Here is a 22893-nt window from a genome sequence, read left to right on the forward strand (position 1 = left end):
GACGGCGCCTCACGCTAAACAGTGGAGCACGCTCCAAGGTCAAGCCCGAGATCCGACGGAGGGGCATGCGCATCGGTGAGCTTGCCGCGCAGGCAGGCATGACCAGGGACACGATCCGGTTCTACGAGAAGGTCGGTCTCGTCACCGGCCGGCGTCTGCCCAACGGGTACCGCGACTTCCCGCCGGAGACGGTGGTCTGGCTCCAGTACGTCCGCACCGCGCAGGCACTCGGATTCTCCCTGGCGGAGATCGCGCGCAACGGCGAGGCGCTGCGCGAGGCGCCGGACACCGCGGAAGCACTGTCGACGCTCTTCGAGGAGAAACTCCGCGTCGTCGACACCCGGATCGCCGAACTGACCGCCCTGCGAGCCGAACTGGCCACGCGCGTCGGCACCGGATGCCCCCTGCGGCCGACCGGCCGACCCGCCGGGACGGACGCCGCAAGCGCCCCCGCGGAGGCAAATGCGCTGTCCCGAGCGTGACGGGGGAGACCTTGCGGGAAGGACAGGGGGCCAGGCCCGGCCGTGCGCCCGCACCGAGCGGGCCGCACCGGCCCCGACCTGCCCTATGATCCGCTTCTCCGACGATCACCTCTGGCCACGTTCCTGTGCGCCCCCACGACAGGCAGGTATCCACCCGTGTCCGGACCCACCGTCAAGGCCCCCTGGCTGCCCGCCCGCTTCGCCCAGGCCGCCGTGGCCGCGGCGGCCGTGGCGGACGTCGCCCGGGCCGTGACCGTGCGCGCGCACGCGGCCCATCCGCTGGACACGTCCGAGAGCACGTCGGGGCGGGTCTCCCAGGTGTACGTGAACCTGATGATCGTGGCGGCGGCGCTGTTCCTGGTCTGGTTCACCCGCTCCCGGCGCGTCGCAGGATCGCTGTCCCCGAACCCCCTTGCGGGGTCGGCCCCGTGGGCCGTGTTCTCCTGGCTGGTCCCGGTGATCAACATGTGGGTGCCGCGGGGGCTGGTCCTCGACGTCCTCCGTGCGAGCGGTCCCGGCGCGGCCCAACCGCGCGACCGGGTGCTGGTGAACGTCTGGTGGGCGACATGGATCGGGCACGCGCTGGTCGCCGCCGTGAGCGGCGGGCCGGGGCAGCGGGCTTCGCTCGCCATGCTTTTGGTGGCCGAGGGGCTGGAACTGGCCGCGGCCGCCCTGGCGATCGCCGTGATCCAGCGGATCACGACGCGGCAGGCCGCCGCGCTGGGATCGACGCTCCCGGCCCCGGGCGTTGCGAGCCTGCCGCCCCTGCCGTAGCCGACCGGCCGGGAGCCTCAGCCGAGGGGACAGTGGCCGCCGTTCGGCCCACCCGATGACACGGCTCCCCGCAGCGCCCCTGCAGCCACGAACATCCCCTCCAAGGCCCTTTCCCGCCGTCCTGTCCGGCCCCTGGGCCGGTCACAGCTCGAACTCGAGGTCGATCAGGTCGGTGAGTTCGACTTCGAGGCCGTGGGCGCGGCGGCCGTTGTCGCGGAAGTAGACCTCGCCGAGGGCCTCGGCGGCGACCTGGCGGAGCTGGTCGTCGGTGAGACCGGCTTCCTGGGCCTGGAAGAGACGGGCGGCATGGCCGGGTGGCAGGGCGAGGGTGAGGTGGCGCACGCGGGCGTCGTCGGTGCTGCCGGGGGCGGCGGTGTAGCCGAACCGGGCCCGGACGTCGATCATGATGCCGCCGGTGGTGGCCGCGGCCTGCTTCGCCTTGGCCCTGACCTGCGGCTGCCAGCGCACGAGCACCTCACGCTCGAGGCGGCCGGCGAGCTCCGGCCGGGGCTTCCTGATCTGGTTCTTCACATACCGTTCGACGGTGCGCTGACTGACGCCGAGCAGCTCGGCCACGCGCCGGGTGCTGCGCTGGTGCTGCTTGACCAGGTAACGCATCTGCGCTCCGGCGCTCTTCGGGACGGGACGCGTGAACGCCCCCCGGACGGCTTTGTCGAGTCCTTCGCCGATCGTGACCATCGCCGTAACCGCCCTATTCCCCGGTGTCCTTGGCGGTGACCTCGCCGGTCTTGATGTAGCGGGCGAGGTTGGCGACGTGACCGTCACCGGCGAGCTCCTCGAGCACGTTGGCTCCCCACAGCACGCTCTGGGTGCCCTCGTGCTTGACCATCCCCGGGGAGACGCCGAGCCGGAAGGAGCCGGGCACGGTCTTGCCGCCCGAGTCGTAGGGCAGGACGTCCAGCGGGCTGGGCCCGTCGGCGGCGTACACGGCGCAGTCCGAGAGCACCGCGACCGGGTACCGGCCGGTGGCCGCCGCCAGGTGCAGCATCTTGCGGTGCATGTTGATCCGGGCCCGGGAGATCACGGTGGCCCGGATGTCGGGGCGCCACGTCGGCCGGGCCAGAGCCGGCCAGGCCTGCCCCGGTTTCCAGCCGCCGCCGCGTGCCTTCTCCTGCAGCTTGCCGATGCCGCCCTTGACGGTCATCTTGACGGCGCCGAGAACGAGCGCCAGCTCCGGATCACGGCCGCGGTGGCCGTCCATCGCCTTGAGGAACGCGGCCGGGGAGAGCTTCTCGGTGACGCCCAGGTCCGCCATGGTGGCGACGTAGGCGTCGCGCAGCCGCTTGTACCAGCCGTCCAGGAACCGGCCGCTCTCGGGCCGCACCCACGCCTCCAGCGGGGCCACCTCGTAGCCGAGCTCGACGGCGTAGGCCACGGTGGGCGTGGTGTACCAGGCCGGGCCCTCGGGACGCCGGCCGGTCGGCGTGAACGGGCTGGGCAGCAGGTCACCGTCGAGGTCCCGCCACCGCTTGCCGACCTTCACCCGGTTCAGGTCGACGTGGGAGAGATCGACCAGCCAGGAGCCGGGCACCGTGGCGTCGAAAGTCGGATCGGTGACGTGCACGGGCGGCGACGCGAGGCCGACGACGGCGCCGTTGGCGGCCGCACCGAACGCCAGGTTCACGTCGATGCCGACCAGGTGGCGCCGCATGCACTCCTCATCGGTGAGATCCCGCGCCCAGTCGTAGGCCTCCTCGAACAGCTTCTCGCCGGGGCCGCGCACGTGAAAGCGGGGCAGGTGCGCCAGGACGGGGTGCCCGTCGGTCGCCTCGCACGGCGCCGGGTCCACCGGCTCGGTACCCAGCGACCCCGGCCGGTGCTCGCGGTGCCGCCTGCCTTCCTCGTCCGGCCGGCCGGCACGGGTCGGCGGGTTCAGCGCGGTCATCAGCTGCAGCCCCGTCACCGCGGTGGACCCCACCGGCGTCATCACCCGCTGCGCGTACACACCCAGCACCCGGGCCAGCTCCGCCGGCTCCAACCGGGCGGCATGGCCCCACGCGCGGTCGTCGAGGGCGCGCCACGAAGGAATGCACAACTGCACGCAACGCCGACGGCCCCCCTGAACGGGGCGGTAGATCCGCGCCCACGGCCCCAGCCCCCGCTTGGTGAGCTGCCAGTCCGCGCGCTGGAGCTGCTTGACGACCTTGTGCCCCTCCGGGAGCCGCCCGGCCAGCCGCTCCTCGTGCGACAGCTGGGCGGGCAGGCCGTAGCGCTCGCACGCCGCCTCGGTGAGCACCAGCAGCGGGTCGGCGTCCTTGCCCGAGCCGTGCAGCCGCTCCGCCCCGAGCCGCGCCTCGGCCAGCGTCCACTCCACCAGCGCGGGAAGGGACTTGGCGGGCACATCCAGGATCAGGCCGCCGACGCCGTAGCCGGTCACATGTCGCTCGGCGTCGGCATCGAGGACGAGCAGCGGGCCGTGCGCGTACGCCCCACCGGGCGGCGGCGTCTCCGCCGGAGCGGCCTTCTCGGCGGCCGGACGCCGGGAGGCCGGCGCAGGCCGGGAGGCGGCTGCCGGACGCGGGGCCGCCGCCGAGGCGGGAGCGGCGGCGGGGACAGCGGGCGCGGTGGTACCTGATGTGGCAGAGACTGCGGCTGCGGGCACCGCACCCGAGGCCGCAGGCGGCGCCATCGGCGCCGTGCCGGAGGCTGCCTTCGGCGCCGCCGTGTCCTCCTGCGGCGCACCAACGTCTTCAGTGGCGGGATAGAGCTGTGCGAGCTGCTCGAGCAGGCGCGCGTACGCATCCCGCTGCGGCGGCCGCGGCTCGGTCTTGCCCGATTCCCAGTCGCCGACGGTCGCGCGTCGCACGCCCAGGGCGGCGGCCACTTCGTCCAGAGTGAGGGCGTGCGCCTGGCGCAGCCGCCGGCGCTCCGCCGGCGACGGCAGCGACGACCGGGACGCCACCAGGGCATCCACCGCGTCGAACAATTCGGACATGAAGCACCTCCAGCCCCATCCTAACGAATGAGACGTACGAATAGCGCACATGCATCGTTCATTTCGCGTGCGGCAGGAGGGCGTCAGCCTGCAGAAGCGGCCAGGGCGCGCATGCTCGCCACCGCCTGCGGCCGCCGTCCCCGCCATGACGATCTGCCCGTACGATCAGCGGATTCATTTCGTCCTGAGGAGTACCTGCCAGGTGAGTGCCGTCATCCCGTCGTCCCGCGATGCCACCCGACTGCTGCGGGTGCAGCAGCTGTCCCGAGTCGAGGACGGTGAGAGGCTGCACGCTCTCTTGTGGCGGCCGGGACCCGGCTGGCGGATGATCAGCAGCGCTGTCCTCGGCGGAGGCATCGGGGAACGTTCCTGGATCCTCAACGCGCAGGTCTCCCACGGTTACCGGCGTACCGACCCGGCCCGGCACCTGGCCGTGCTGGCCCACGAAGCCGGCGCGCGGGGCGAGGGGGTGGGCCTGATGACGGCAGCCGACGTGCGGGCCCACGGCAGCGCGCATGACGGCGGAGTCGACGCGGTGGCGACGGCGGGCCTCGGCGTACGGGGATGGGCCGCATCCCCGGCCGAGGGCACCGCGGCGCCGCTACGGGCGGGCACGGTCAACATCGTCGTCGCCCTTCCCGTGGCGCTGTCCGACGCGGCGCTGGTCAATGCCGTCGCCACGGCCACCGAGGCCAAGGTGCAGGCGCTGGTCGGGGCCGGCTACGACTGCTCCGGTACACCCACCGACGCGGTCTGCGTGGCCACACGTACGCCCCGCAGAGGCGAGGACGTCCACGCTTTCGCCGGCCCCCGCTCCCTGTGGGGGGCCCGTCTGGCACGGGCCGTCCACGCGGCCGTATCCACCGCGGCGGCTGCCTGCTGACTCGCGACGGCACACGACCGGGTGGCTCGGCCCGCGTCACCGTGCCGGTGCTGCGCAGTGCCGTGTGTCCGCGCTCGCCCCGGCAGCCGCCATCGGGTAACTGCAGCTGAACCACGGCTTTCGCCGGTCAGGCCGCCGGCGCCGGGAGGTGCCCGAGGTGCCTGGTGACACGCTCACGCAGCAGGAGGTACTCCTTTCCGCGCCGAGGCAGAGGGCCCGGCGGCCGCTCGACGACCCGCGCTGCGGTCACGGTCTGGCCCGTGCGGAACTGCTCGCGCGTCAGGTCGAGTTCCGCACCGCTGGGCAGCCGGTTCCACCAGTGGAATCCCTGCTGATCGCTGCCGCAGTGGACCTCCCCGACCATGAGGTCGCCGCCGAAGATGTCGTTCACGACCAAGGCGGTGATGTCGCAGTGCCCCCAGGCCGGGTTGTCCGGCTGCCATCCGGCGCGGGCGAGGTCGTCCGGGGAACACGTGTCGGCGGCCCAGCTCGCGCGCAGAGCGTCGTGGAGGGTGAGCAGATTCCAAGGGGTCATCCCGCCAGCATCGCAGCAGCCACCGACAGCGACGGATCGCCGGGAGACGCCTGGTCAGCTGCCGGACCCGGACCGCGGATGCCGTCGACGCCTTCGCCTGGCACCCAGCCGATCAGCGGGGCCGCGCCAGGCGTTCCTGGAGGCGGGCGTGCCGGAACTGGTACACCGGGCCGGTCGCCCGGAGCAGGTTGCGGCGGCGGGCGTCCTCCAGAAACGCCATCAGGCACACCGGGGTGCCCTCGCGGGCGGAGAGCTGAAGGGCGGTGGCGGCGGTGGCGACGGCCGTGTTGCAGACCGGGCCGGCCATGACGGCCGTCAGCAGCGCACCCGAGAACGCGGCCAGCGCGCCCAGGGGGGAGCCCAAGTACCAGGCCACCAGGGGCCCGGCCAGCAACCCCACCGCGACCCCGGTCAACAGGCCGAGGACGAGGCGCAGTCCGAGGTGGTGCCGCCACACATCCCTGGGCCCGACCGAACGGGTGTCCTGCAGCGGTGGGCGGTTGTAGTACTCCCGTACGTCGTCGTACCAGGAGCCCGCTCCGGCGGACAGCAACGGCACGCCCGCCACGATCTGGTGGCCGCGACCGGTCACCAGGACCCCGGTGTACCCGAGCGGCAGGGTGGTGAGGAAGCAGAGCCACGCGGGCGGCGGGCTGTCGCCCGGCAGCAGGGGCGCGCTCAGTGTCGTCGCGGTGCCGAGGACCAGCCACTCCACCACGCCCGAGACGATGGCTCCCGGAGTGAAGATGTCCCGCCAGCCGGCACTCTGCAACGGCTGCGGATCACTGAGTTCCGCGAAGCGGTCGCCGGCCACCCAACCGCCCAGGACCGCGCCCGGGACCGCGAGCAGCACGGTGGACAGGGTGGGGGAGGCCAGCCACATCACGACGAAGGTGGGCACCCCGCACACCACGCTGACCAGCGCCCACATGGCGAGCCGTCTGGGCCGGACCTCGGCCCACCCTGTGATGTGCCACCACCGCAGGTCCCGTTCCCCTTCGCCGGCGAGGCGCCGCGCGACGAACCGCAGGGTCCGCTCCGCCGTCTCGGCGGACCAGCGGGGGGCCGGGGTGCCGGGCCGCGGAGTGTAGGCGGCGGTGACGGCGTGGTCCAGCAGATGGTTCTCGACCTCGGTGGAGGTGTCGAAGCGGGCGCTGTCGAGGAGTTCGTCCACCGGACCGTCGTCGGCGTAGATGTCCCGTACCAGGGTGATCGCCAGCGGCTTGGCGAGGGCGTGGGCCACCGCGCTGTCCGGGGCGTGCAGCAGCCGGTCGGTGAGCGCCCGCCACGCGGCGGGCGCCGGGTCGGGCAGCTGGTCGAGCAGGTACGTGGCGGCCTCGGCCGGCGCGACGGGCTGGATCTCCAGCGCCACGGCGCTGCCCAGCCGGGCGTTCTTCTTCGCGGTCCGTACGGCCTCCAGCGCCCGGGAGACCAGCACCAGCCGGCACGGAGCCTGCGCCAGCGCGGTCACCATCGCGCCCCGCAGCTTGTTGCCGTCGACCTCGTCGAGCCCGTCCAGGAACAGTGCCACCCGTCCCGACTCCAAAAGCTCCCGGGCCCGCCCGCGGCCGCCCCGCCCGGCGAACAGCGTGTACTCCCGGGCCAGCCGTTGCGCCGCCCACTCCGTCGCCTTCTCCCGGGCCGGGTCCCAGCCGTCGAGCGTCAGCAGCACCGGCACCGGCACACGCGCCCGCTCCCTCGCACTGAGGTCCGGCCGGGCGCGGTGGCGCAGCGCGGCCAGCAACAGCAGCACCGCGGTGGCCGTCTTGCCCACCGCCGGCGCACCCAGCAGAAGCAGCCGACCCGAGGCCAACCCGCCGTAGACGGCGTGCAGTTCGTCCAGTCCGCCACCGGCCCGCAGCCGCTCCTGGGTCACCGCCGCCAGGCCGGGCAGCGGTTCGAACCGGGACCACCGGCCCTTGGCGGTCGCCGCGCCGACCGGGCCCGACAGGTCCCGGCGGGTCACCCGCCAGCGCGGCGGCAGCGGCGGCGGCTCCAGCAGCCGCCGCAGCCCGGCCTCCTCCTGCCACTGCATCCACACGGCGCGGGCCAGCTCGTCGGCCGAGGCGTCCAGCCGGGACGGGACCTCAAGGCCGTGATGGTGATGGACGTTCTGCGTGCTGCCGGCACCCGTCTGCAGAGCGACCGGCCCGTGGAAGGCGTTGCCGCTCACCCCGTCCGGCCCGGCACCGGGCCCGCTCATCCCGCCGTCCCGAAGTGGATGTCCTGGGTGCTGTGCGCGCCCGTCTGGAAGGCGACCGGCCCGCGAAAGGTGTTCCCGGACACCGCCCCGCCGCTCTCCTGGCCCCCCGTCCGCGCCCGCAGCGCGTCGAGCCCGGCCACCAGCTCGTCCCGCTCCGCCGCCGCCACACTCTCCAGCAGCGCGGCGAACTCCCCGCGCCACAGGCGTGCTTGCACCTCGCGCTGCCACTCCCGTTCCCCCTCGTCCGCGCCCGCCGCCAGTGCGACGGCGGTGCGGTCCAGCCGCTCCAGCGCCTCGCCCTCCCGGCCCGGGTCACCGCGGCCGACCAGCCGGGCGCACCGCGTCCGGAACCACGCCCACAGGTCCGAACCGGCGGCCTCCACCACCGCGGTGCCCCCCGCCGCGGCGGCAGCCGTCATCACCTCGTCAAGCATCGCCAAACCCCCCAGTCCAGCCATGACGTCCTGAACATCCTGAAATCAGGACAGGGACCCTAGCGCGGCGCGCACGCGCACCAGACGGTTTTCCCGATTCCCCGGACCGGGCGCTACGCCCCACTCGTCGACCATGGCGTCCAGCCGCACGAGACGCCGCCCGCACTCGGCCTCCACCTAAGACGCCCTTCGGGCAGGACAGCCGGGACGACCTGTCGGCCACCTCCACCCGCACCGCCGACACCAGCCGCAGCACCGCCCACGAGCAGGGCCGCTCCGGTCGAAGCGCGCAGGCGCCCTCGCCGGCGACTCGGCGCGGCCCGGGCGCCTGCGCGCTTCGACCGGAGTGGCCCCCGCGGACGGATGCAGAAGTGGGGCGCCAGGGGGCGGCTGTCGGTCGCGTATCGGGCGCGGATGCTCCCCGTTCCTCACATTCGGGCGTTTGGCCTTGTATGCAACGTTCTGAGGAGTTTGGCCCGGCAAGGTTGCAGTCGCGATGAGGCCCGGTCGTCGGGTCCTCACCGGACGTGGAGGAGCACGATGCGAGGCTTGAGGACTCTCGGGGCGGGCGCGCTGGCGGTGGCCCTGGTGTCGGGCGTCGGGTGGGCGGCGCAGGCGTCGGACGGCCAGGCGCCCGTCGAGGCGGCCGCGGTGGTGGACGGGTACCAGGTGGTGAAGCTGCCGAACGCGACCGTGCCGAACTTCCAGCGGCGGACGGTGTTCTGCCCACAGGGGAAGGTCGCCATCGGCGGGGGAGCGGAGGCGCAGGGCCAGGACGCCATCCTCGTCGGCTCGTTCCCGACCGACGACGGACGCGGCTGGACCGCCCTCGGCCGGCAGATGCGGTACAGCGACGTCGGGATCTCGGTGTACGCGATCTGCGCGAACCGCTGATCTCCCAACCCCTCCGGCTGCGCCCCGCCCCATTCCTCAAGGAGCGGGGCGCAGCGTTGCTCAAGCCGGAGCGTGACCTGGCAGGCCCTGTCGGCTCCAACGGTGCGCCGCCGTACCCGATGATCACCTGGCTTTGCCCCCGGGAACGGACAGCAGCATTCCGGCTGCCGCAGAAGCCGCGCCGGTTCACCCTCTCCCACCGGAACCGCCCGGCCAACGGCTGCTGCGTCGCGACGGTGCTCGTCCCGGCGGGGGCCCGGCCTGTGCCCCGGCGACACGGGAACGTGTCACCAAGGACGGACCAGGGACTTCGCATCGGCTATCGGGGGCAGACGGGGATAAGTGCAGCGATTGGAGGAGGAGACAGTGGCGGAGGAGTCGTCGTTGAGGGCTGTGGGATGGGCGCGCTCGCTCCCGGTGAGCAGTGGGGCGAAGGGAGCGAGGGACTGGACACGCGCGCACCTGACGACGCTCGGCTGGGCGGCTACCGCCCCTGACCTGGTGGACTCGGTGGTTCTGGCCGTTTCCGAGTTGGTGACCAACGCGCACATGCACGCCCGCAGCGCGGCGCAGCTGATCCTCACCTGGGACGAGGAGTGCCTGCATGTGACGGTGCACGATGCCTCGCCACGGCTGCCCGAACAGCGCCCCTCCGATGCCGGCGCAACCGGGGGCCGCGGCCTGCAACTGGTCGACGCACTCGCCGACACCTGGCAGGCCCACCGGTGTCCCCGTGGCAAAGACGTGATCGCCTGCTTCCAGCCACACGCAGCCCACTGACACACAGCCTGCTGCGGAACGTCGGCCGGGCGCGGGCGGGGTGATCGTGCGGCGTCGCGATGGCGACGTCCTGTCCCTGAGCCAGAGGCGTTCGCTCGCCGTGTGGATGCCGGTGCCGCGCACGGCTTCCCGCACCGCCGCGTCGCGTGCGGCTTAGGACCTCGGGACAGCGTCAGGGCGCCTGCCGCGGCCACCTGGAGAAGCCCGTGACCAACGCCCGTATCGCGCCCCCGGCTCGGCACCCCTCCCGCGAGCCAGGCCCAGCCCCTTCTCGCGCTCGGGGCCGCCCGGGATGCCCACGCGGTCGGGTGACTCGAAACCCTGGATCGGGGAACCGGAAGCGATGCCCTGCCTCATAAAGGGGGGCCGGGTCTTCGGACGCCCGGCTCCCTCACCGGAAGAAGGACCATGATGACGCGCGAAGACGACGGTGGGCAGTCCGTGCCGAACACCCCAGGCAAGCGCTCCGGCGGCGACGGCGTCACACGCCGCCGTCCGCTGCGCGAGCGGCACGTCGAGGAGACGGTCGAGGTCGCGGTGCCGGTCCGCACGGCCTACAACCAGTGGACGCAGTTCAAGACGTTCCCGCGCTTCTCGACCATGGTCCGCGACGTCGAGCAGATCAGGCCTACCGTCACCGCGTGGACCATCGGCTACGGCCCCCTGCGTCACCGTTTCGCCGTCGAGATCGTGGAACAGGACCCTGACGCCTACCTGGCCTGGCGTGGCCTGGAGCAGCACCCCACCCACCAGGGCGAGGTCGAGTTCAGGCCGACGGAGTCCGGTGGCACCGCGATCACGGTCCGGATGCTCCTCCAACCGCGGGGGGCAGCGAAGGTCCTCACCCGCTCGTCCAGGGTCGTGGGGCTCACCGTGCGGCTGGTGCGCGGGGAACTGGTGAGCTTCAAGCACTTCATCGAAGGGCTCGGTCAGGAGGGCGGTGCCTGGCGCGGCACCATCCGCAACGGCCGGGTTCAGCACGACACCCCGGAACCGCCCAGGAGCCGTGTCGCCCAGTGGCCCGTCGGCTGACCCGCGTACCGCACACGGCAAGAGAAAGGCCAAGCGATGCAGAACCCGCCCGGTGAGGAGCCGGAGACCTCCCTCTCCGTGACACCGCCGAAGAAGTGGGCGGCCGGGGTTCCCGCCGTCGTGCACGCGCTGGAGTACTCCCTGGAGCAGACCTCCCCGCGCAAGACCGGGGTCGACCTGCTCACCATGAACCAGGTGGGCGGGGTCGACTGCCCCGGCTGCGCGTGGGCGGACCCCGCTCCGGGCCGGCGCCATCGCAATGAGTACTGCGAGAACGGCGCGAAGCACATCAACGACGACGCCACGACGCGCCGGATCACCGCCGACTTCTTCCGCGAGCACAGCGTGTCCGATCTGGCCGCACGCTCCGACATGTGGCTCAACCAGCAGGGCCGGCTCACCGAGCCGATGATCAAACGGCCCGGGTCGGACCACTACGAGCCCATTGGCTGGAACGACGCCCTGGGCGTGCTCGCGCAGGAACTGAAGGGGCTGGACTCGCCCGACGAGGCGGTCTTCTACACCTCCGGCCGGGCCAGCAACGAGGCCGCCTTCGTCTTCCAGCTCTTCGCCCGCGCCTACGGCACCAATAACCTGCCCGACTGCAGCAACATGTGCCACGAGTCCAGCGGCTTCGCCCTGAACGAGACGCTGGGCGTCGGCAAGGGCACCGTGAGTCTCGACGACCTCCACCACGCGGACCTGATCTTCCTGGTGGGGCAGAACCCGGGCAGCAACCACCCGCGGCAGCTTTCGGCCCTGGAGGAGGCCAAACGCAACGGCGGCCGCATCGTGGCGGTGAACCCGTTGCCGGAGGCGGGCCTGCGACGCTTCAAGAACCCGCAGAAGCCGCGTGGGGTCGTGGGGCGGGGCACCCAGATCGCCGACCGCTTCCTGCACATCAAGCCGGGCGGGGACCTTGCCCTGTTCCAGGCACTGAACCGGTTGTTGCTGGAGGCGGAGGACGCGCGTCCCGGCACCGTCCTGGACCACGACTTCATCAACGCCCATACCTCCGGCTTCGAGGAGTTCGCCCGGCACGCCCGCACCGTCGACTGGGACGACGTGCGTACGGCGACGGGACTGACCCGCGAGGAGATCGAGAAGGTCCGCGACGAGGTCCTGCGGAGCGAACGCGTCATCGTGTGCTGGGCGATGGGCATCACCCAGCACAAGCACGGCGTACCCACCATCCGGGAGATCGTCAACTTCCTGCTGCTGCGCGGCAATCTGGGGCGCGCCGGCACGGGCGCCTGCCCGGTGCGCGGCCACAGCAACGTCCAGGGCGACCGCACCATGGGCATCTGGGAGCAGATGCCGGACACCTTCCTGGACGCCCTTCAGGACGAGTTCGGCTTCGATCCGCCGCGCCCGCACGGCTTGGACTCGGTGAACTCCAGCAAGGCGATGCTGGAGGGCCGCGTCAAGGTCTTCCTCGCCCTGGCCGGGAACTTCGTACGCGCAGCGCCCGACAGCGAGGTCACCGAGAAGGCGATGCGATCGTGCCGGCTGACCGCCCACATCTCCACCAAGCTCAACCGCTCGCACACCGTCTGCGGCGACACCGCCTTGATCCTGCCGACGCTTGGGCGCACCGAGCGTGATGTCCAGGCCGACGGCGAGCAGTTCGTCACCGTCGAGAACTCCATGAGCGAGGTGCACACCTCCCAGGGACGACTCGAACCGGCCTCGCGCGTGCTGCTGAGCGAGGTCGCCATCCTGTGCCGGCTCGCCCGGCTGAGCCTCGACGGCGAGGGGAACATCCCCTGGGCCAAGTTCGAGGGCGACTACCACACCATCCGCGACAGCATCTCTCGGATCGTGCCGGGCTTTCACGACTTCAACGCCCGGGTGACCCGTCCGGGAGGCTTCCAGCTACCCAACCCGGTCAACGAGGGCGTGTTCAGGACCGAGACCGGCAAGGCCCGGTTCACCTGCAACGAGCGGGTGGTCCCCCGGGCCCCCGAGGGTCACCTGCTGCTGCAGACCTTGCGCTCGCACGACCAGTGGAACACCGTCCCGTACACCAACAACGACCGCTACCGCGGCATCCACGGCAGCCGCCACGTGATCCTCGTCAACCCGGCCGACCTGTCCGAACTCGGCCTCGCCCAGGGCGATCGCGTGGACCTGGTGAGCGTCTGGGAGGACGGTACCGAGCGCCGGGCCGAGAACTTCGAGGTCGTGTCCTACCCCGCGGCCAAGGGTTCGGCCGCCGCCTACTACCCGGAGACGAACGTCCTGGTGCCGCTCGACAGCGTCGCCGACGTGAGCAACCAGCCCACGTCGAAGGGCATCGTCGTCCGCCTCGAACCCACAGGCGACCGATCCCGGCCGGCACCCGTCTGACCGAAACCGACGAGGTCGTGGGGCCCGCTGACAGCAGCGGGCCCGCCGTCCGTCCAGGCGAGGGCGGCCGCGAAGGGCCACCCCGACACCACGCCGGTCACCGACATCGTCCTGCCTGAATCCGTGGAGTAGGTGCGCCAGATCTCCAGATCTCGACGGTGAGCCGGTCGGTGGCAGCAAGCTCGGCGAGTTCGGACAGGGCCTGGGGCACGGTCGGCGGGATCCATGCCGGTGAAGCGCACCGCCGCCGCTGCAACTCGGCCCGGCCGGTCACCCGTTGCCGCCGTTGCCACCGCGGCCGCCCTGGCCGCTCGTCTCGCAGCCGACCCCGAGACAGGTGCCGCCGTTGCCGCCGCGCCCGCCGGTGCCGCCGTCCCCGCCGCCCGCGGCGTCGCCGCCGGTGCCGCCGGTGCCGCCGTTGGCGCTGCCGGCGCACACCCCGACACAGATGCCGCCGTTGCCGCCGGCGGTGCCGTTGCGACCGGGTGCCCCAGTGCTGCCGTTGCCGCCGTTGGCGCTGCCGTTGCACAGCCCGGCACAGATCCCGCCGCTGCCGCCGTTGGTTCCGTTGACCGTTCCGTTGCAGTTGCCCGCACAGATCTTGTCGCCGACCCGGATGTTGCCGTTGCCGAACTCGACGCCGCTGAGCACTCCGGCGCCGAAGACGGGGCGGCCCGCGCCGGATCCGTTGCCGTGGTTGTCGGCGGGGAGGTGCAGGGCGGCATCGCTCACGGCCGCCTGGCTCTGCGGCATCGGCGCCGCCATGGCGGTCGGCGCCAGCGCACCGCCGGCGACCACGGCAACCGAGACGGCCAGACCCAGACCGAATTTCGACGGGCGTACGGGCATCGAATTTCTCTCTTTCTGAAGACGTTTCCGAGAATTGCGAGAAAAGCGCGAGCTGGGGAAAATATGGATGGCAAAAATCATGGGCGCCCCGGTCCAGAAATTCGGGCCGGGGCGCAGGCGCCCTCCTCAGGAGCCGGGGGCGGAGCCGTCGTCGAGCAGCCCCAGCCAGTCGCCGTCCTGGAACTGCCGCTGCCAGGTGTCGACCTCCTTCTCCGGGATTCTGTACTTCTTGGCGACGTCGGCCTTCGTCGCGTGGCCGGAGGTCACGGTCAGCACGATCCGGACCTTGTCCATCACGGTGAGATCCGGCTCCGCCTTGTCGGGCAGGTCCTTGAAGGACAGGCAGCCGCCGGGCTGGCCGGGCTGGCCGGGCTGGCCCGGTCGGCCGGGCGCGCCGCCCTTGCCCCCCGCGCCGCCCTCCCCACCCTTGCCGCAGTGCGCGGACCGGCCGGCGAGGGCCGAGTAACCGCTGGTGCCGGTGGTGCCTGTGTGCGTCGCGGCCTGGGCGGCGCACGCGGTGCCGGAGACGAGGGTCAGGGAGGCCACCGCCATGAGGAGGGGACGCCGCCAGGAGATTGTGGACATCGAGGTTCTCCGATTCTTCTGTTGCCCGGGGGTGGAGGTTCTTCCGTTGGAGGGGTGGAGGCCTGCCAGGCCTCCACCCCGTGGTGCTGCGGCGTCGCGGCCCTGGGTACCGCAGGCCCCTGGCGGTCAGAAGAGGCTGCCGCCACCCGCGCCGCCCGCCCCACCGGTCCCGCCGAACAGACCGCCCAGTCCGGCCGCGCCGCCCTTGCCGCCGTTGCCGCCCTGGAGGATGCCGAAGCCGCCGTTGCCCCCCTTGCCGCCGTTGCCGCCGACGAGGACACCGCTGCCGCCGCCACCGCCGCTACCGCCGCTCCCGGCGAAGATGCCGGAGCCACCGGCACCACCGTTGCCGCCGGCACCGCCGACGACGCCGTCGCCACCACCACCGCCGCCGCCACCGCCGCCACCTGCGAGGATGCCGTCGCCGCCCTTGCCGCCGTTGCCGCCGGCACCGCCGACGCCCAGGACGCTGCCCCCGCCGGAGCCGCCGGAGCCGCCGCCCCCGCCGATCAGGCCGCCACCACCGGCGCCACCGTCACCGCCGGCGCCGCCGCCCTGCACGAAGGCCACGGTCGAGGCGGGCATCGGAGCCGCCATCGCGGAGGACACGGGGAGGGCGACGCCTCCGGTGAGCAGTGCGGCCGACGCGAAGACGGTCGCAAAGCGAATACCTCGACGCCGGGGACGGGTCTCGTCGTACGTGCGCTTGGTACGGGTCATGGATTTTCCTCTTTCTTCTCAAGGGCATCTCTGTCGCCCAGTGATTCGAGATGTCGGTGAGGCCCCTTGGGGAGAATTCCGCCTTACCGGTCGGCCTCGTTCCTTTCCGGTGAGGCCTTGTGCTTCAAGTACGCCCTGTTCGCCCAGCCTGGTCACGTTCCGCAAGTTCGGGACTTGACTCCGCACGTAGGCGCCGGGTAAAAGCACCGGTCGAGTGGCGGGAGGCCCCCTGTCCCCGCAGAAGGCACAGCGGCGAGGGCGCCCCCTTCGGGTCGGCCGGCCATGAGGCGAGGCTGAGATTGGCGCGGGAGCGGGCGAGGCGGACCGCCTCCGTGAGGAAGCGGGCCTGTGTCGCCGCGCTCGGGGCGCCGCGTAGCCGCGGTGCCGTAAGCATTGATGCGGATGCTCGACCGCGCGTTGGAAGGTGCCCGTGTGCGGCAGCCCATCCACGGGCGGCGGCGAGTCCTTCTACCCAGATGGTGTCGTGATGCGACCAGACCATGCCCAGAGCGTCGAGCTGGGCGATGTGGTCGGGGTCCATGTCCCCGAGGGCGTGGAACCGCCTGGTATCGGCCACCCAAGGCCGCCCCAGCGGGAAGGCCGCGAGAGCGCTCGGCCACTCCTCTGTCTCCGCCTCCTGCTCATCGCCGGCGGGAACGCGGTGGTTTGCGAAGGGCACACGCAGGTCGCCGTGGTGCCGGTGGTAGAAGGTGGCGGCTTCCATGCCGCGCCGCCAATGGGCGTGTTCGGGGCTGAGGACGCGGAGGTTGATGAAGGCAGCGAGCGCGGCAGGATCACACGGGGTGGAGACCTTCAACAGGGCCCCGGACCGGCATCGACAGCCGGTCCTGCTCATCGAGGGCAGAGCCTTCCGCGGAGCGGGACTGTACGCCTGTGACACGCTTCGTGCCTGAGGCTCGGCGAGCCACCCCACACCCGCCGGGCCGCACGGCGCGTATGACGTGAGGCGCTTGACCGTTTGACCTGTTCAGAGCCGCTCTAGATGTGTTGCGCTGATCCAGCGCCAGGGGAACCATGGAAGGTGATGGACCTGCTGGAGCGAGAGACCGTGCTCCAGGACCTCGCCGGTCACCTGACGGCAGCCACGAGCGGCCCTGGACGGGTAGCCCTCGTGCGCGGCGAGGCCGGCATCGGCAAGACCACGGTCATCGAGCATCTGATCAAGCTGGCCGATCCCCATGTCCGAGCCCTGGTCGGCGCCTGTGACCCGCTGACCACCCCACGCCCCCTGGGCCCCCTGCTGGACCTGGCCCCCGATTGCGCCGAGACCGTGCGAACCGCCCTTGGGCAGGCGTTGGCCGGCGCAGGCCATCCGGGAGAGGTGTTCCAGTCCCTGCTGGACGATCTGAGAGGCTGTCCCAGCCTGCTGGTCATCGAGGACGTCCACTGGGCCGATGAGGCCACCTTGGATCTGCTGCGCTACCTGGCCCGGCGCCTGCCGACCGTTCCAGCGCTCGTGGTGGCCACTTACCGAGACGACGCGATCGGCCGTGCCCACCCCTTGGCCGCGCTGCTCGGTACTCTGGCCGGCTACCGGTGGGTTTCCCGCCACGCCCTAGCTCGCTTGAGCCGCCTGGCCGTGGCCCGCCTAGCCAGCGGCCGGGCCGTGGACGCTGAGGAGCTGTACCGCGTATCCGCAGGCAATCCGTTCCTCGTCACCGAGATCCTGGCCGCCCCTACCGAGCACATCCCGGCCACCGTGCGCGAAGCCGTCGCCGGCCGCCTAGCCAGCCTCTCGGAGCCGGCCCGCCAGGTCGCCGACATGCTGGCAGTCCTGGGCCACCGAGCCTCGCTGCCATTGTTGGCCGGCCTCCTGCCGGATGCGGACGGAGCGCTGGAAGAGGCTACGGCCTGCGGAATCCTGCGCGTCGGCGGGCAGCTGATCGAGTTCTGCCATGAGCTGGCCCGGCTGGCAGTCCTCGAGACCGTTCCGGTCGCATACCGCCTGCAGATACACCGGCAGGTATTGGCGGCATTGCGCTCCGGCCCCGTGGCCGCGGACGATCTGGCGCTGGTGGCCGATCACGCTGAGGCCGCCGGGGATTCTGCCGCCGTGCTGGAGTACGCGCCGCAAGCGGCCGCACATGCTGCCGCCCTGGGTGCGTATCGGGAGGCGGCCGCCCAGTACACCCGGGCCCTGCACTACGCCGCCTGCCTGCCGCCCGAACAACAGGCATCCTTGCTGGAGGGCCATGCCCAGGCCTGCTCTATGGCCCGCCGGCTGGACGAGGCCATCGCTTCTCGCCGGACGGCGGCCAAGCTGCGGCATGCGCTGGGTGACCGGCTGCGCGAGGGGGAGAACCTGCGCTGGCTGTCGTGCATGCTGCATTTGAACGGGCACAGCACCGAAGCCGCGCAGACCGGCCTGGAGGCTGTGCGGACACTCGAAAAACTGAGACCGAGCGCGGAGTTGGGCGGAGCGTACCTGAACTTGTCCACACTGGCCGTCTACGGCCATGAGGATGCGGAGGTGGCCGCTGCCTACGCCGACAGGGCGATGGCCGTGGGCGAGCAATTCGGTGATGCGGGGCTGGTCGTACAGGCAAGGTTTCTCCCCGCGGCGGCACGGACGCTCTGCGGAGGAAGTGGCTGGGAGGAGTGTGAACACGCGGTGTCCAGCGCGATGGCACAGGATCTACAGCTGGATGCCTCCTTCCTGGCGATGCTCATGTGCTTGTACGCCGTACAACTGCACGACGACGCCCGGGCCACTGCCGCTGTGCAGCGGTCGGAGACCTACTGTCTGGAACACGAACTGCTGACCTACCTGTATTGCACGAAGGCCATGGACAGTTGGAGACTCCTGCACCGGGGCTCGTGGAACCAGGCCACCGACGCCGCACACGGGATCTTGTCCCATCCTCTCTCGCCGCCGGTCGACCGGGCCATTGCCTTGACCGTCCTGGGACTGGTCCGGGCCCGACGAGGCGAGCCGCAGGTATGGCCGCCGCTGGAGCAGGCGGCACGCCTCGTCGATGCGAATTTCCTGCTGAGTACAGGCCTTGGGTGGGAGGCCCGGGTCGAGGTGGCCTGGCTGACCGAAGACGACGAGCTCGCGAAGACCGAGGCCCACCACGGTCTGTCCGCAGTGGCAGACCGCACCCATCCCTGGCTCTCCGGAGCACTGGCCTGCTGGATTCGCCGCACCGGAGGCACACCCCCACAGGTGCCGGCGGCCGAACCCTACGCGCTGGAGCTGGCCGGCGACTGGGCAGGCGCCGCCGCGCGATGGGATCAGCTCGGCTGTCGCTACGACGCCGCACTGGCCCGCCTGGCTGGAAACGCGGCCGCACTACGCCAAGCACTGGCTGACTTGGAGACCCTTGGCGCCCGGCGGGCCGCGAAGCGCGCCCGTGCCATGATGCGCAACCGCGGAGTGCGCCCCGTCCGCTCCAGCCCCCGGGCAGCCACCCGGGCCAACCCCTACGGGTTGACCAACCGGGAGATGGATGTGCTCAAGCTGCTGGCCGAAGACCTACGGGATGCGGAGATCGCTGCCCGGCTGTACATCACACCCAAGACCGCCGGTCATCACGTGGGCGCGGTACTGGCCAAACTCGGCGTCCACACTCGCCACGAAGCCGCCCGCAAATTCGAGTGCCCCAAGTCGCGGTAGGACTCCGAGGTCTCGCACTCGGGCACAGCAGGGCGGCGAGGATACTGCGCGGCCCGCTACCGCCTCGCGGGCCGGCCTGAAGAAGAACCGAGCACGCGACCACCTACCCCTTTCGCAAGTTCGGCCCGGTGGCTCTGGTCACGGAAGCGGCTCCCGCATGGCTCGCCGTTCCAAGTTCAGTCATGCACCTGTTCGTGGGTGTAACAGTAGGCCGTCCGCAGCACCGCAGCGGTCCGCGCGGTGAGTTCTTCGTCCTCCTCACCTTCCTCGTCCCCGTCGGCGTCCTCGTCGTCTTCGTCCCACCCTGGTGATCCGGCGTGGCGGGCGAGGGAGCGCAGGCGCGCACGCACCCGATGCGCGGCTTCCTCGGGAGCGGCCAGGGAGGTGTCGAGGCGGCTGACGAGGCGGTGGGGTGTGGGTTGCCGTCGCGGGGGAGCGGCCCCGCGTCACGTGCGAAGGGGGCACGGGGCCGCCAGCCTGGCTCGTCCTGTCAGGAGCCGGGCCTGTCCTTGATGACCGTACGGGACATGTGAGTTCGACGCCCCTGGGAGCTGACTGTCGTACTGCGACAGGGGGCCCAATCAGGCAGGTTCCGTTCCAGGCGGGGTCGGGGCGGTGGTGAGGCTTCCGGCCTGGCACCGGGGGCCACCGCCAACGCGTTGCTGCGGATCACGGATGCCGGCAACTACCCTGCGGCGCAGTGCCACCCGACCGCCGCGCAGTACCTGCAGGTCTACCCGCCGGGCCAGACGACCCCGATCTACGTCGCCTACACCTCGACGGGCTGCGCCGGGACGGTGGGCATCCTGAGCGTCAGCGCGCTCCAGCCGGGCTCGGGAAGTGCCTCGTAGTACGCCGGACCAACGGCGGTGCCCCGGCCACCGGGGCCACGGTCTTGACCGGCGGCGGCCCACGAACACCTAAAAGAGCGTTTCGTCCCGCCGGGGGTGTTTGGTAATACTTCTCCATCACCGATCACCCGACGTAACGAAGCACTACAAGCCGACATCCGGCTTACACGCCGAACGCCTCCGTGTGGGCTCGCGCCCACGCGCGGTACGTCCGGGCCGGCCTGCCCAGCACCTCGGGTACGTCCGCGGTGACCGCCGCGTTGCCCCCGTCCCGGACGAACGCGGTGCTGAGCACGACGGCTTCCGCCTGCGCGTCGTCGAAGCCCCAGGTGGTACGCAGGAATTCACGGATCTCGTCCGGTGCGAGGCTCCGGGTGGTGAGCGGGCGGCCCAGCACCGAGGCGAGGACGGCCACCTGGTCCGGAAGGCTGATCGCCTCCGGCCCGGTCAGGGTGAACGTCCGCCCCGCGTACCGCCCGTCGAGCAGGGCCCGCACCGCCACGGCGGCCACGTCACGCGGGTCGATCACGCCCGAGGTCCCGTCCCCGGTCATGTTGGGCACCGGTTCGCCCGCCCGGAGCGCCCCGGCCCAGCTCAGCGAGTTCGAGGCGAACGTCGAAGGCCGCAGGACCACCCACTCGGCCCCGCTCTCCCGCACGGCCCGTTCGCCGTCGACATGCCATCGGCCGAAGGGGCCGAGCGCGGGCTCGCCCGTCCCGACGGCGGACAGCTTCACCAGCCGGCGCACCCCTGTGGCGCCGGCCGCCGCGACCAGGGCGGCGTCCTGCCCCTCGTCGGGACCGGGGGGACGCAGCAGGAACGCGGCGCTCGCGCCGGTCATCGCCTCCCGCAGGGGGGCCGGGTCGTGATGGTCGCCGCGCACCGCCTCCACCCCCCCTCGGGCACCCGGGCCTTCGCGGGGTCGCGCGCCGCCAGGTCGACCGCCACACCGGCACGGTCACCCTTTGGGCTTTGGTCCGCACGCGCACCGCCCCGATTCCCGTGCTGCGTCTGGTGGACGGCTTCCCCGCCGACGACTACCGCATCTCCACCCGACGACCGGTGGTTCCCGCTGGGCGAAGGAGAGTGGGGGAGTTCTCGATCCCGCCCGGGTCGAGATCGCGGCCGATTGGGTGACGACCGCCGCCGACCGGATGATGAGTGCCAGAGGGGGGATACGGAACAGCCCTGCGCTGCGTCTGGGCAGAAAGGATTGCGTCCCCGGCCGTGCCGCACCCCGGGGTCGGCGCCCCTTTTCGTCGGCTCGACCGCTCTCGAACAGACCCGCTCAGCGGACGAATTCACCCCCGCCCACGACGCCTGGTGGACGCAGCGGGATGCTGCCCCCCGCATAGCCTGCCGCCGCCGCCCATGCCCACCAGCGGACCACTATGCAGGCGTCGCTGGATCGGTTTCTCGCCCGGCCGTGCTCCGCTGCGCCCAACCTTTCACCGGCGCGCTCGCGAGTCATTCACAGAAAAGCTCCCTGTAGGGAAGTCGGCCAGGCACTGCACCCGCCGCCACTCGGAAGGGCATCTCGGCTGAGATGGCATCGGCCAGAGACCGTTCCGACAGCCCGCAACCACCAGGCATTGGGCACGCCGCCCGCCCTCCCCCGGCGGGGCTGGGAGACCGTCCTCACCCCGGCGCAGCGCTGACCGGTACGCATGACAGCCCCGCACCCGCATCGGGTCGGGGCTGTCACATTATGCGAAGCCCTCACATACCTCGCATCGTTCGATTGCGCGAGCAGTCGGCCTGGCCATCCTCAGCCGGTGCGGACTACCAGCGGCTGTAGGAGCAGGTCTTGTACTTGACGCCGTACTTCCAGTACGTCGTGCAGACCTTGACGCCCTGCTTCCCGGACCTATTGCCCCAGTTGCTGCCCCATCTATTGCCCCAGTTGTTGGGGTGCTGATTCGGCTTCGGCCACGGATGGGTCCCCGGTGGATACATCGGCGGGTAGGTGTTCGGCGGGTAGTCCACCGGCGGGTTCTTCGGCTGGGGCGGCGGCCAGTCCACCGGCGGGTTCTTCGGCTGGGGCGGCGGCCAGTCCACCGGCGGGTTCTTCGGCTGGGGGGCGGCCAGTCCACCGGCGGGTTCTTCGGCTGGGGCGGTGGCCAGTCCACCGGCGGGTTCTTCGGAGTCGGGTCCTGCTTGCTCCCCGGCACCCAGTCGGGAGGCTTCTCAAGTGTGCCCCTGCCACCGTAGCCAGGCCCGGTCGAGTCGCCCGGCGTTTGGCCGTAACCACCCCCCCAGCCCAACTGCTTGGACCCCGGAGGCGGGTCGATTGGACCCGGTGCAACCGGCGTTTCCGCCTTGCCGCCGTTGTTGTCGGACCCGCTGGGTGCCACCGTCGCTGCCGCGGCAGGAGATGAGGCGGCCATTGCCTCTGCGGTGACGCCCGGCGAGAGCGCGAGAGAGGCGAGGATCGCTGGACTGAGTGCGAATAGGAATCGATTACTACGCATGGGTTCTCCCCTTTCGGTGGAATTCAGCACTTCGGTCTTCAGAGCGGGTACGAGTGCGTCGTCGCCGCTTTTGGGTGCGCCTCCACGTGGATGTCGTGCGTTGGGCGTGGGCGCATGGAGGATCTTCTGTGTTCAGCCTCATGGGTCGATCACCACAGAATGAAAGGCTTTGTTCACATCACGGAGCCCAATCAAGAAACTCCGGTAGCAGTCAGGGCAGCGGTCCTCTCCGGTGTGCCAGCCGTGCTGCATACAGAACTCGGAATCACTCGCGTCTGCGGTGAAGGGGTAGCCGTCGTTGGCAAGCCCTTGGAGGAAGTCGTTGATGATGGTCATGGTCGATCCAGGTGATCACTTAAAGTAACTGAAGGTCGGCTTTGGGCTGCCCTCAGGAGGGTTCTGTGTCGATGGCAGCCATCAATGAAGCGGTCGGAGTGCGCTGGCATCACACAGCCAGT

Annotated in this window: 22 protein-coding genes; 10 read left to right on the forward strand and 12 right to left on the reverse strand. The window is 71.5% G+C overall.

What is annotated here, in order from left to right:
* The first annotated feature begins 65 nt into the window (after positions 1-65).
* Both B446_RS34995 and B446_RS35000 read left to right on the forward strand, forming a co-directional pair.
* Positions 66-482: a MerR family transcriptional regulator gene (locus B446_RS34995; RefSeq protein WP_020937408.1), complete on the forward strand. Its 417-nt coding sequence runs from the start codon at positions 66-68 to the stop codon at positions 480-482.
* Between the two features lie 156 nt (positions 483-638).
* Positions 639-1256, forward strand: coding sequence for a DUF4328 domain-containing protein (locus tag B446_RS35000; protein ID WP_020937407.1), 618 nt, complete (start codon positions 639-641; stop codon positions 1254-1256).
* Positions 1257-1397: 141 nt separating this feature from the next.
* Here B446_RS35000 and tpg read toward each other — a convergent pair whose 3' ends face one another.
* Together tpg and tap are read right to left on the reverse strand one after the other, a co-directional pair.
* Positions 1398-1955, reverse strand: coding sequence for a telomere-protecting terminal protein Tpg (gene tpg / locus B446_RS35005; RefSeq protein WP_020937406.1), 558 nt, complete (start codon positions 1953-1955; stop codon positions 1398-1400).
* A gap of 13 nt (positions 1956-1968) precedes the next feature.
* Entirely contained in the window at positions 1969-4212 is a 2244-nt protein-coding gene (tap, locus tag B446_RS35010; protein ID WP_020943820.1) for a telomere-associated protein Tap, read from the reverse strand.
* A 202-nt stretch (positions 4213-4414) separates the two neighbouring features.
* Between tap and B446_RS35015 the strand changes: the two genes are divergently transcribed.
* Entirely contained in the window at positions 4415-5095 is a 681-nt protein-coding gene (locus B446_RS35015) for an adenosylcobinamide amidohydrolase (protein ID WP_020937404.1), read from the forward strand.
* Positions 5096-5222: 127 nt separating this feature from the next.
* Here the strand turns inward: B446_RS35015 and B446_RS35020 are convergent, their stop codons facing one another.
* The 3 genes from B446_RS35020 to B446_RS36310 all read right to left on the reverse strand — a co-directional run bounded on the left by B446_RS35020 (position 5223) and on the right by B446_RS36310 (position 8267).
* Positions 5223-5630, reverse strand: coding sequence for a YunG family protein (locus B446_RS35020; RefSeq protein ID WP_020937403.1), 408 nt, complete (start codon positions 5628-5630; stop codon positions 5223-5225).
* Between the two features lie 112 nt (positions 5631-5742).
* On the reverse strand, positions 5743-7833 hold the full coding sequence (locus B446_RS35025) for a hypothetical protein (RefSeq protein WP_020937402.1): 2091 nt from the start codon (positions 7831-7833) through the stop codon (positions 5743-5745).
* Positions 7830-8267 carry a hypothetical protein gene (locus B446_RS36310; RefSeq protein ID WP_148305708.1) on the reverse strand — a complete coding sequence of 146 codons (438 nt, stop codon included), beginning with the start codon at positions 8265-8267 and terminating at the stop codon, positions 7830-7832. Before B446_RS36310 ends, B446_RS35025 begins: the two co-directional genes overlap by 4 nt.
* Before the next feature lie 540 nt (positions 8268-8807).
* Between B446_RS36310 and B446_RS35035 the strand changes: the two genes are divergently transcribed.
* The 4 genes from B446_RS35035 to B446_RS35050 all read left to right on the forward strand — a co-directional run bounded on the left by B446_RS35035 (position 8808) and on the right by B446_RS35050 (position 13322).
* Positions 8808-9161 carry a hypothetical protein gene (locus tag B446_RS35035; RefSeq protein ID WP_043476963.1) on the forward strand — a complete coding sequence of 118 codons (354 nt, stop codon included), beginning with the start codon at positions 8808-8810 and terminating at the stop codon, positions 9159-9161.
* A gap of 366 nt (positions 9162-9527) precedes the next feature.
* A complete protein-coding gene (locus tag B446_RS35040) occupies positions 9528-9941 on the forward strand; it encodes an ATP-binding protein (protein WP_020937399.1) in 414 nt (137 codons plus the stop codon).
* Positions 9942-10352: 411 nt separating this feature from the next.
* Complete coding sequence (locus B446_RS35045) at positions 10353-10973, forward strand: SRPBCC family protein (protein ID WP_043474403.1); 621 nt, start codon at positions 10353-10355, stop codon at positions 10971-10973.
* 36 nt (positions 10974-11009) lie between these two features.
* Positions 11010-13322, forward strand: a complete 2313-nt coding sequence (locus B446_RS35050; RefSeq protein WP_020937397.1) for an FdhF/YdeP family oxidoreductase — start codon at positions 11010-11012, stop codon at positions 13320-13322.
* A gap of 270 nt (positions 13323-13592) precedes the next feature.
* Here the strand turns inward: B446_RS35050 and B446_RS36315 are convergent, their stop codons facing one another.
* The 4 genes from B446_RS36315 to B446_RS41020 all read right to left on the reverse strand — a co-directional run bounded on the left by B446_RS36315 (position 13593) and on the right by B446_RS41020 (position 16332).
* Positions 13593-14252, reverse strand: a complete 660-nt coding sequence (locus B446_RS36315; protein WP_148305707.1) for a hypothetical protein — start codon at positions 14250-14252, stop codon at positions 13593-13595.
* Between the two features lie 45 nt (positions 14253-14297).
* The gene (locus tag B446_RS35060) at positions 14298-14756 is read right to left on the reverse strand and encodes a DUF1153 domain-containing protein (protein ID WP_020943823.1); all 459 of its coding nucleotides are present in this window, start codon (positions 14754-14756) and stop codon (positions 14298-14300) included.
* Between the two features lie 126 nt (positions 14757-14882).
* Positions 14883-15476: a hypothetical protein gene (locus B446_RS35065; protein WP_020937394.1), complete on the reverse strand. Its 594-nt coding sequence runs from the start codon at positions 15474-15476 to the stop codon at positions 14883-14885.
* A 124-nt stretch (positions 15477-15600) separates the two neighbouring features.
* Positions 15601-16332, reverse strand: coding sequence for a Helicase associated domain protein (locus B446_RS41020; RefSeq protein WP_078614578.1), 732 nt, complete (start codon positions 16330-16332; stop codon positions 15601-15603).
* A gap of 189 nt (positions 16333-16521) precedes the next feature.
* Here B446_RS41020 and B446_RS35070 point away from each other — a divergent pair, with 189 nt between their 5' ends.
* The 3 genes from B446_RS35070 to B446_RS37765 all read left to right on the forward strand — a co-directional run bounded on the left by B446_RS35070 (position 16522) and on the right by B446_RS37765 (position 19964).
* A complete protein-coding gene (locus tag B446_RS35070) occupies positions 16522-19113 on the forward strand; it encodes an ATP-binding protein (protein ID WP_020937393.1) in 2592 nt (863 codons plus the stop codon).
* A 182-nt stretch (positions 19114-19295) separates the two neighbouring features.
* Entirely contained in the window at positions 19296-19424 is a 129-nt protein-coding gene (locus B446_RS40865) for a hypothetical protein (RefSeq protein WP_272945899.1), read from the forward strand.
* Positions 19425-19676: 252 nt separating this feature from the next.
* The gene (locus tag B446_RS37765) at positions 19677-19964 is read left to right on the forward strand and encodes a DUF4232 domain-containing protein (RefSeq protein WP_272945902.1); all 288 of its coding nucleotides are present in this window, start codon (positions 19677-19679) and stop codon (positions 19962-19964) included.
* Between the two features lie 163 nt (positions 19965-20127).
* On the opposite strand, the gene B446_RS35080 is transcribed toward B446_RS37765, so the two are convergent.
* From B446_RS35080 to B446_RS35085, 3 genes are all read right to left on the reverse strand, one after another.
* Positions 20128-20847 carry an NAD(P)H-binding protein gene (locus tag B446_RS35080; RefSeq protein WP_237751097.1) on the reverse strand — a complete coding sequence of 240 codons (720 nt, stop codon included), beginning with the start codon at positions 20845-20847 and terminating at the stop codon, positions 20128-20130.
* Positions 20848-21746: 899 nt separating this feature from the next.
* A complete protein-coding gene (locus tag B446_RS39080; RefSeq protein ID WP_148305706.1) occupies positions 21747-22022 on the reverse strand; it encodes a hypothetical protein in 276 nt (91 codons plus the stop codon).
* A 551-nt stretch (positions 22023-22573) separates the two neighbouring features.
* Positions 22574-22771: a hypothetical protein gene (locus B446_RS35085; RefSeq protein WP_020937390.1), complete on the reverse strand. Its 198-nt coding sequence runs from the start codon at positions 22769-22771 to the stop codon at positions 22574-22576.
* Positions 22772-22893 lie beyond the last annotated feature (122 nt).

This window comes from Streptomyces collinus Tu 365, from assembly GCF_000444875.1.
GTDB classification, from domain to species: Bacteria; Actinomycetota; Actinomycetes; order Streptomycetales; family Streptomycetaceae; genus Streptomyces; species Streptomyces collinus_A.

What these genes read in the sequence shown, in the direction of transcription:
- B446_RS36315 (WP_148305707.1), bottom strand. Translation starts at nt 14,252, where the DNA reads ATGATTTTTGCCATCCATATTTTCCCCAGCTCGCGCTTTTCTCGCAAT.
- B446_RS35060 (WP_020943823.1), bottom strand. Translation starts at nt 14,756, where the DNA reads ATGTCCACAATCTCCTGGCGGCGTCCCCTCCTCATGGCGGTGGCCTCC.
- B446_RS35035 (WP_043476963.1), top strand. Translation starts at nt 8,808, where the DNA reads ATGCGAGGCTTGAGGACTCTCGGGGCGGGCGCGCTGGCGGTGGCCCTG.
- B446_RS34995 (WP_020937408.1), top strand. Translation starts at nt 66, where the DNA reads ATGCGCATCGGTGAGCTTGCCGCGCAGGCAGGCATGACCAGGGACACG.
- B446_RS35020 (WP_020937403.1), bottom strand. Translation starts at nt 5,630, where the DNA reads ATGACCCCTTGGAATCTGCTCACCCTCCACGACGCTCTGCGCGCGAGC.
- B446_RS35065 (WP_020937394.1), bottom strand. Translation starts at nt 15,476, where the DNA reads ATGACCCGTACCAAGCGCACGTACGACGAGACCCGTCCCCGGCGTCGA.
- B446_RS35045 (WP_043474403.1), top strand. Translation starts at nt 10,353, where the DNA reads ATGACGCGCGAAGACGACGGTGGGCAGTCCGTGCCGAACACCCCAGGC.
- B446_RS40865 (WP_272945899.1), top strand. Translation starts at nt 19,296, where the DNA reads ATGCACCTGTTCGTGGGTGTAACAGTAGGCCGTCCGCAGCACCGCAGC.
- B446_RS35025 (WP_020937402.1), bottom strand. Translation starts at nt 7,833, where the DNA reads ATGAGCGGGCCCGGTGCCGGGCCGGACGGGGTGAGCGGCAACGCCTTC.
- B446_RS41020 (WP_078614578.1), bottom strand. Translation starts at nt 16,332, where the DNA reads ATGAGCAGGACCGGCTGTCGATGCCGGTCCGGGGCCCTGTTGAAGGTC.
- tpg (WP_020937406.1), bottom strand. Translation starts at nt 1,955, where the DNA reads ATGGTCACGATCGGCGAAGGACTCGACAAAGCCGTCCGGGGGGCGTTC.
- B446_RS35085 (WP_020937390.1), bottom strand. Translation starts at nt 22,771, where the DNA reads ATGACCATCATCAACGACTTCCTCCAAGGGCTTGCCAACGACGGCTAC.
- B446_RS35070 (WP_020937393.1), top strand. Translation starts at nt 16,522, where the DNA reads ATGGACCTGCTGGAGCGAGAGACCGTGCTCCAGGACCTCGCCGGTCAC.
- B446_RS36310 (WP_148305708.1), bottom strand. Translation starts at nt 8,267, where the DNA reads ATGCTTGACGAGGTGATGACGGCTGCCGCCGCGGCGGGGGGCACCGCG.
- tap (WP_020943820.1), bottom strand. Translation starts at nt 4,212, where the DNA reads ATGTCCGAATTGTTCGACGCGGTGGATGCCCTGGTGGCGTCCCGGTCG.
- B446_RS35050 (WP_020937397.1), top strand. Translation starts at nt 11,010, where the DNA reads ATGCAGAACCCGCCCGGTGAGGAGCCGGAGACCTCCCTCTCCGTGACA.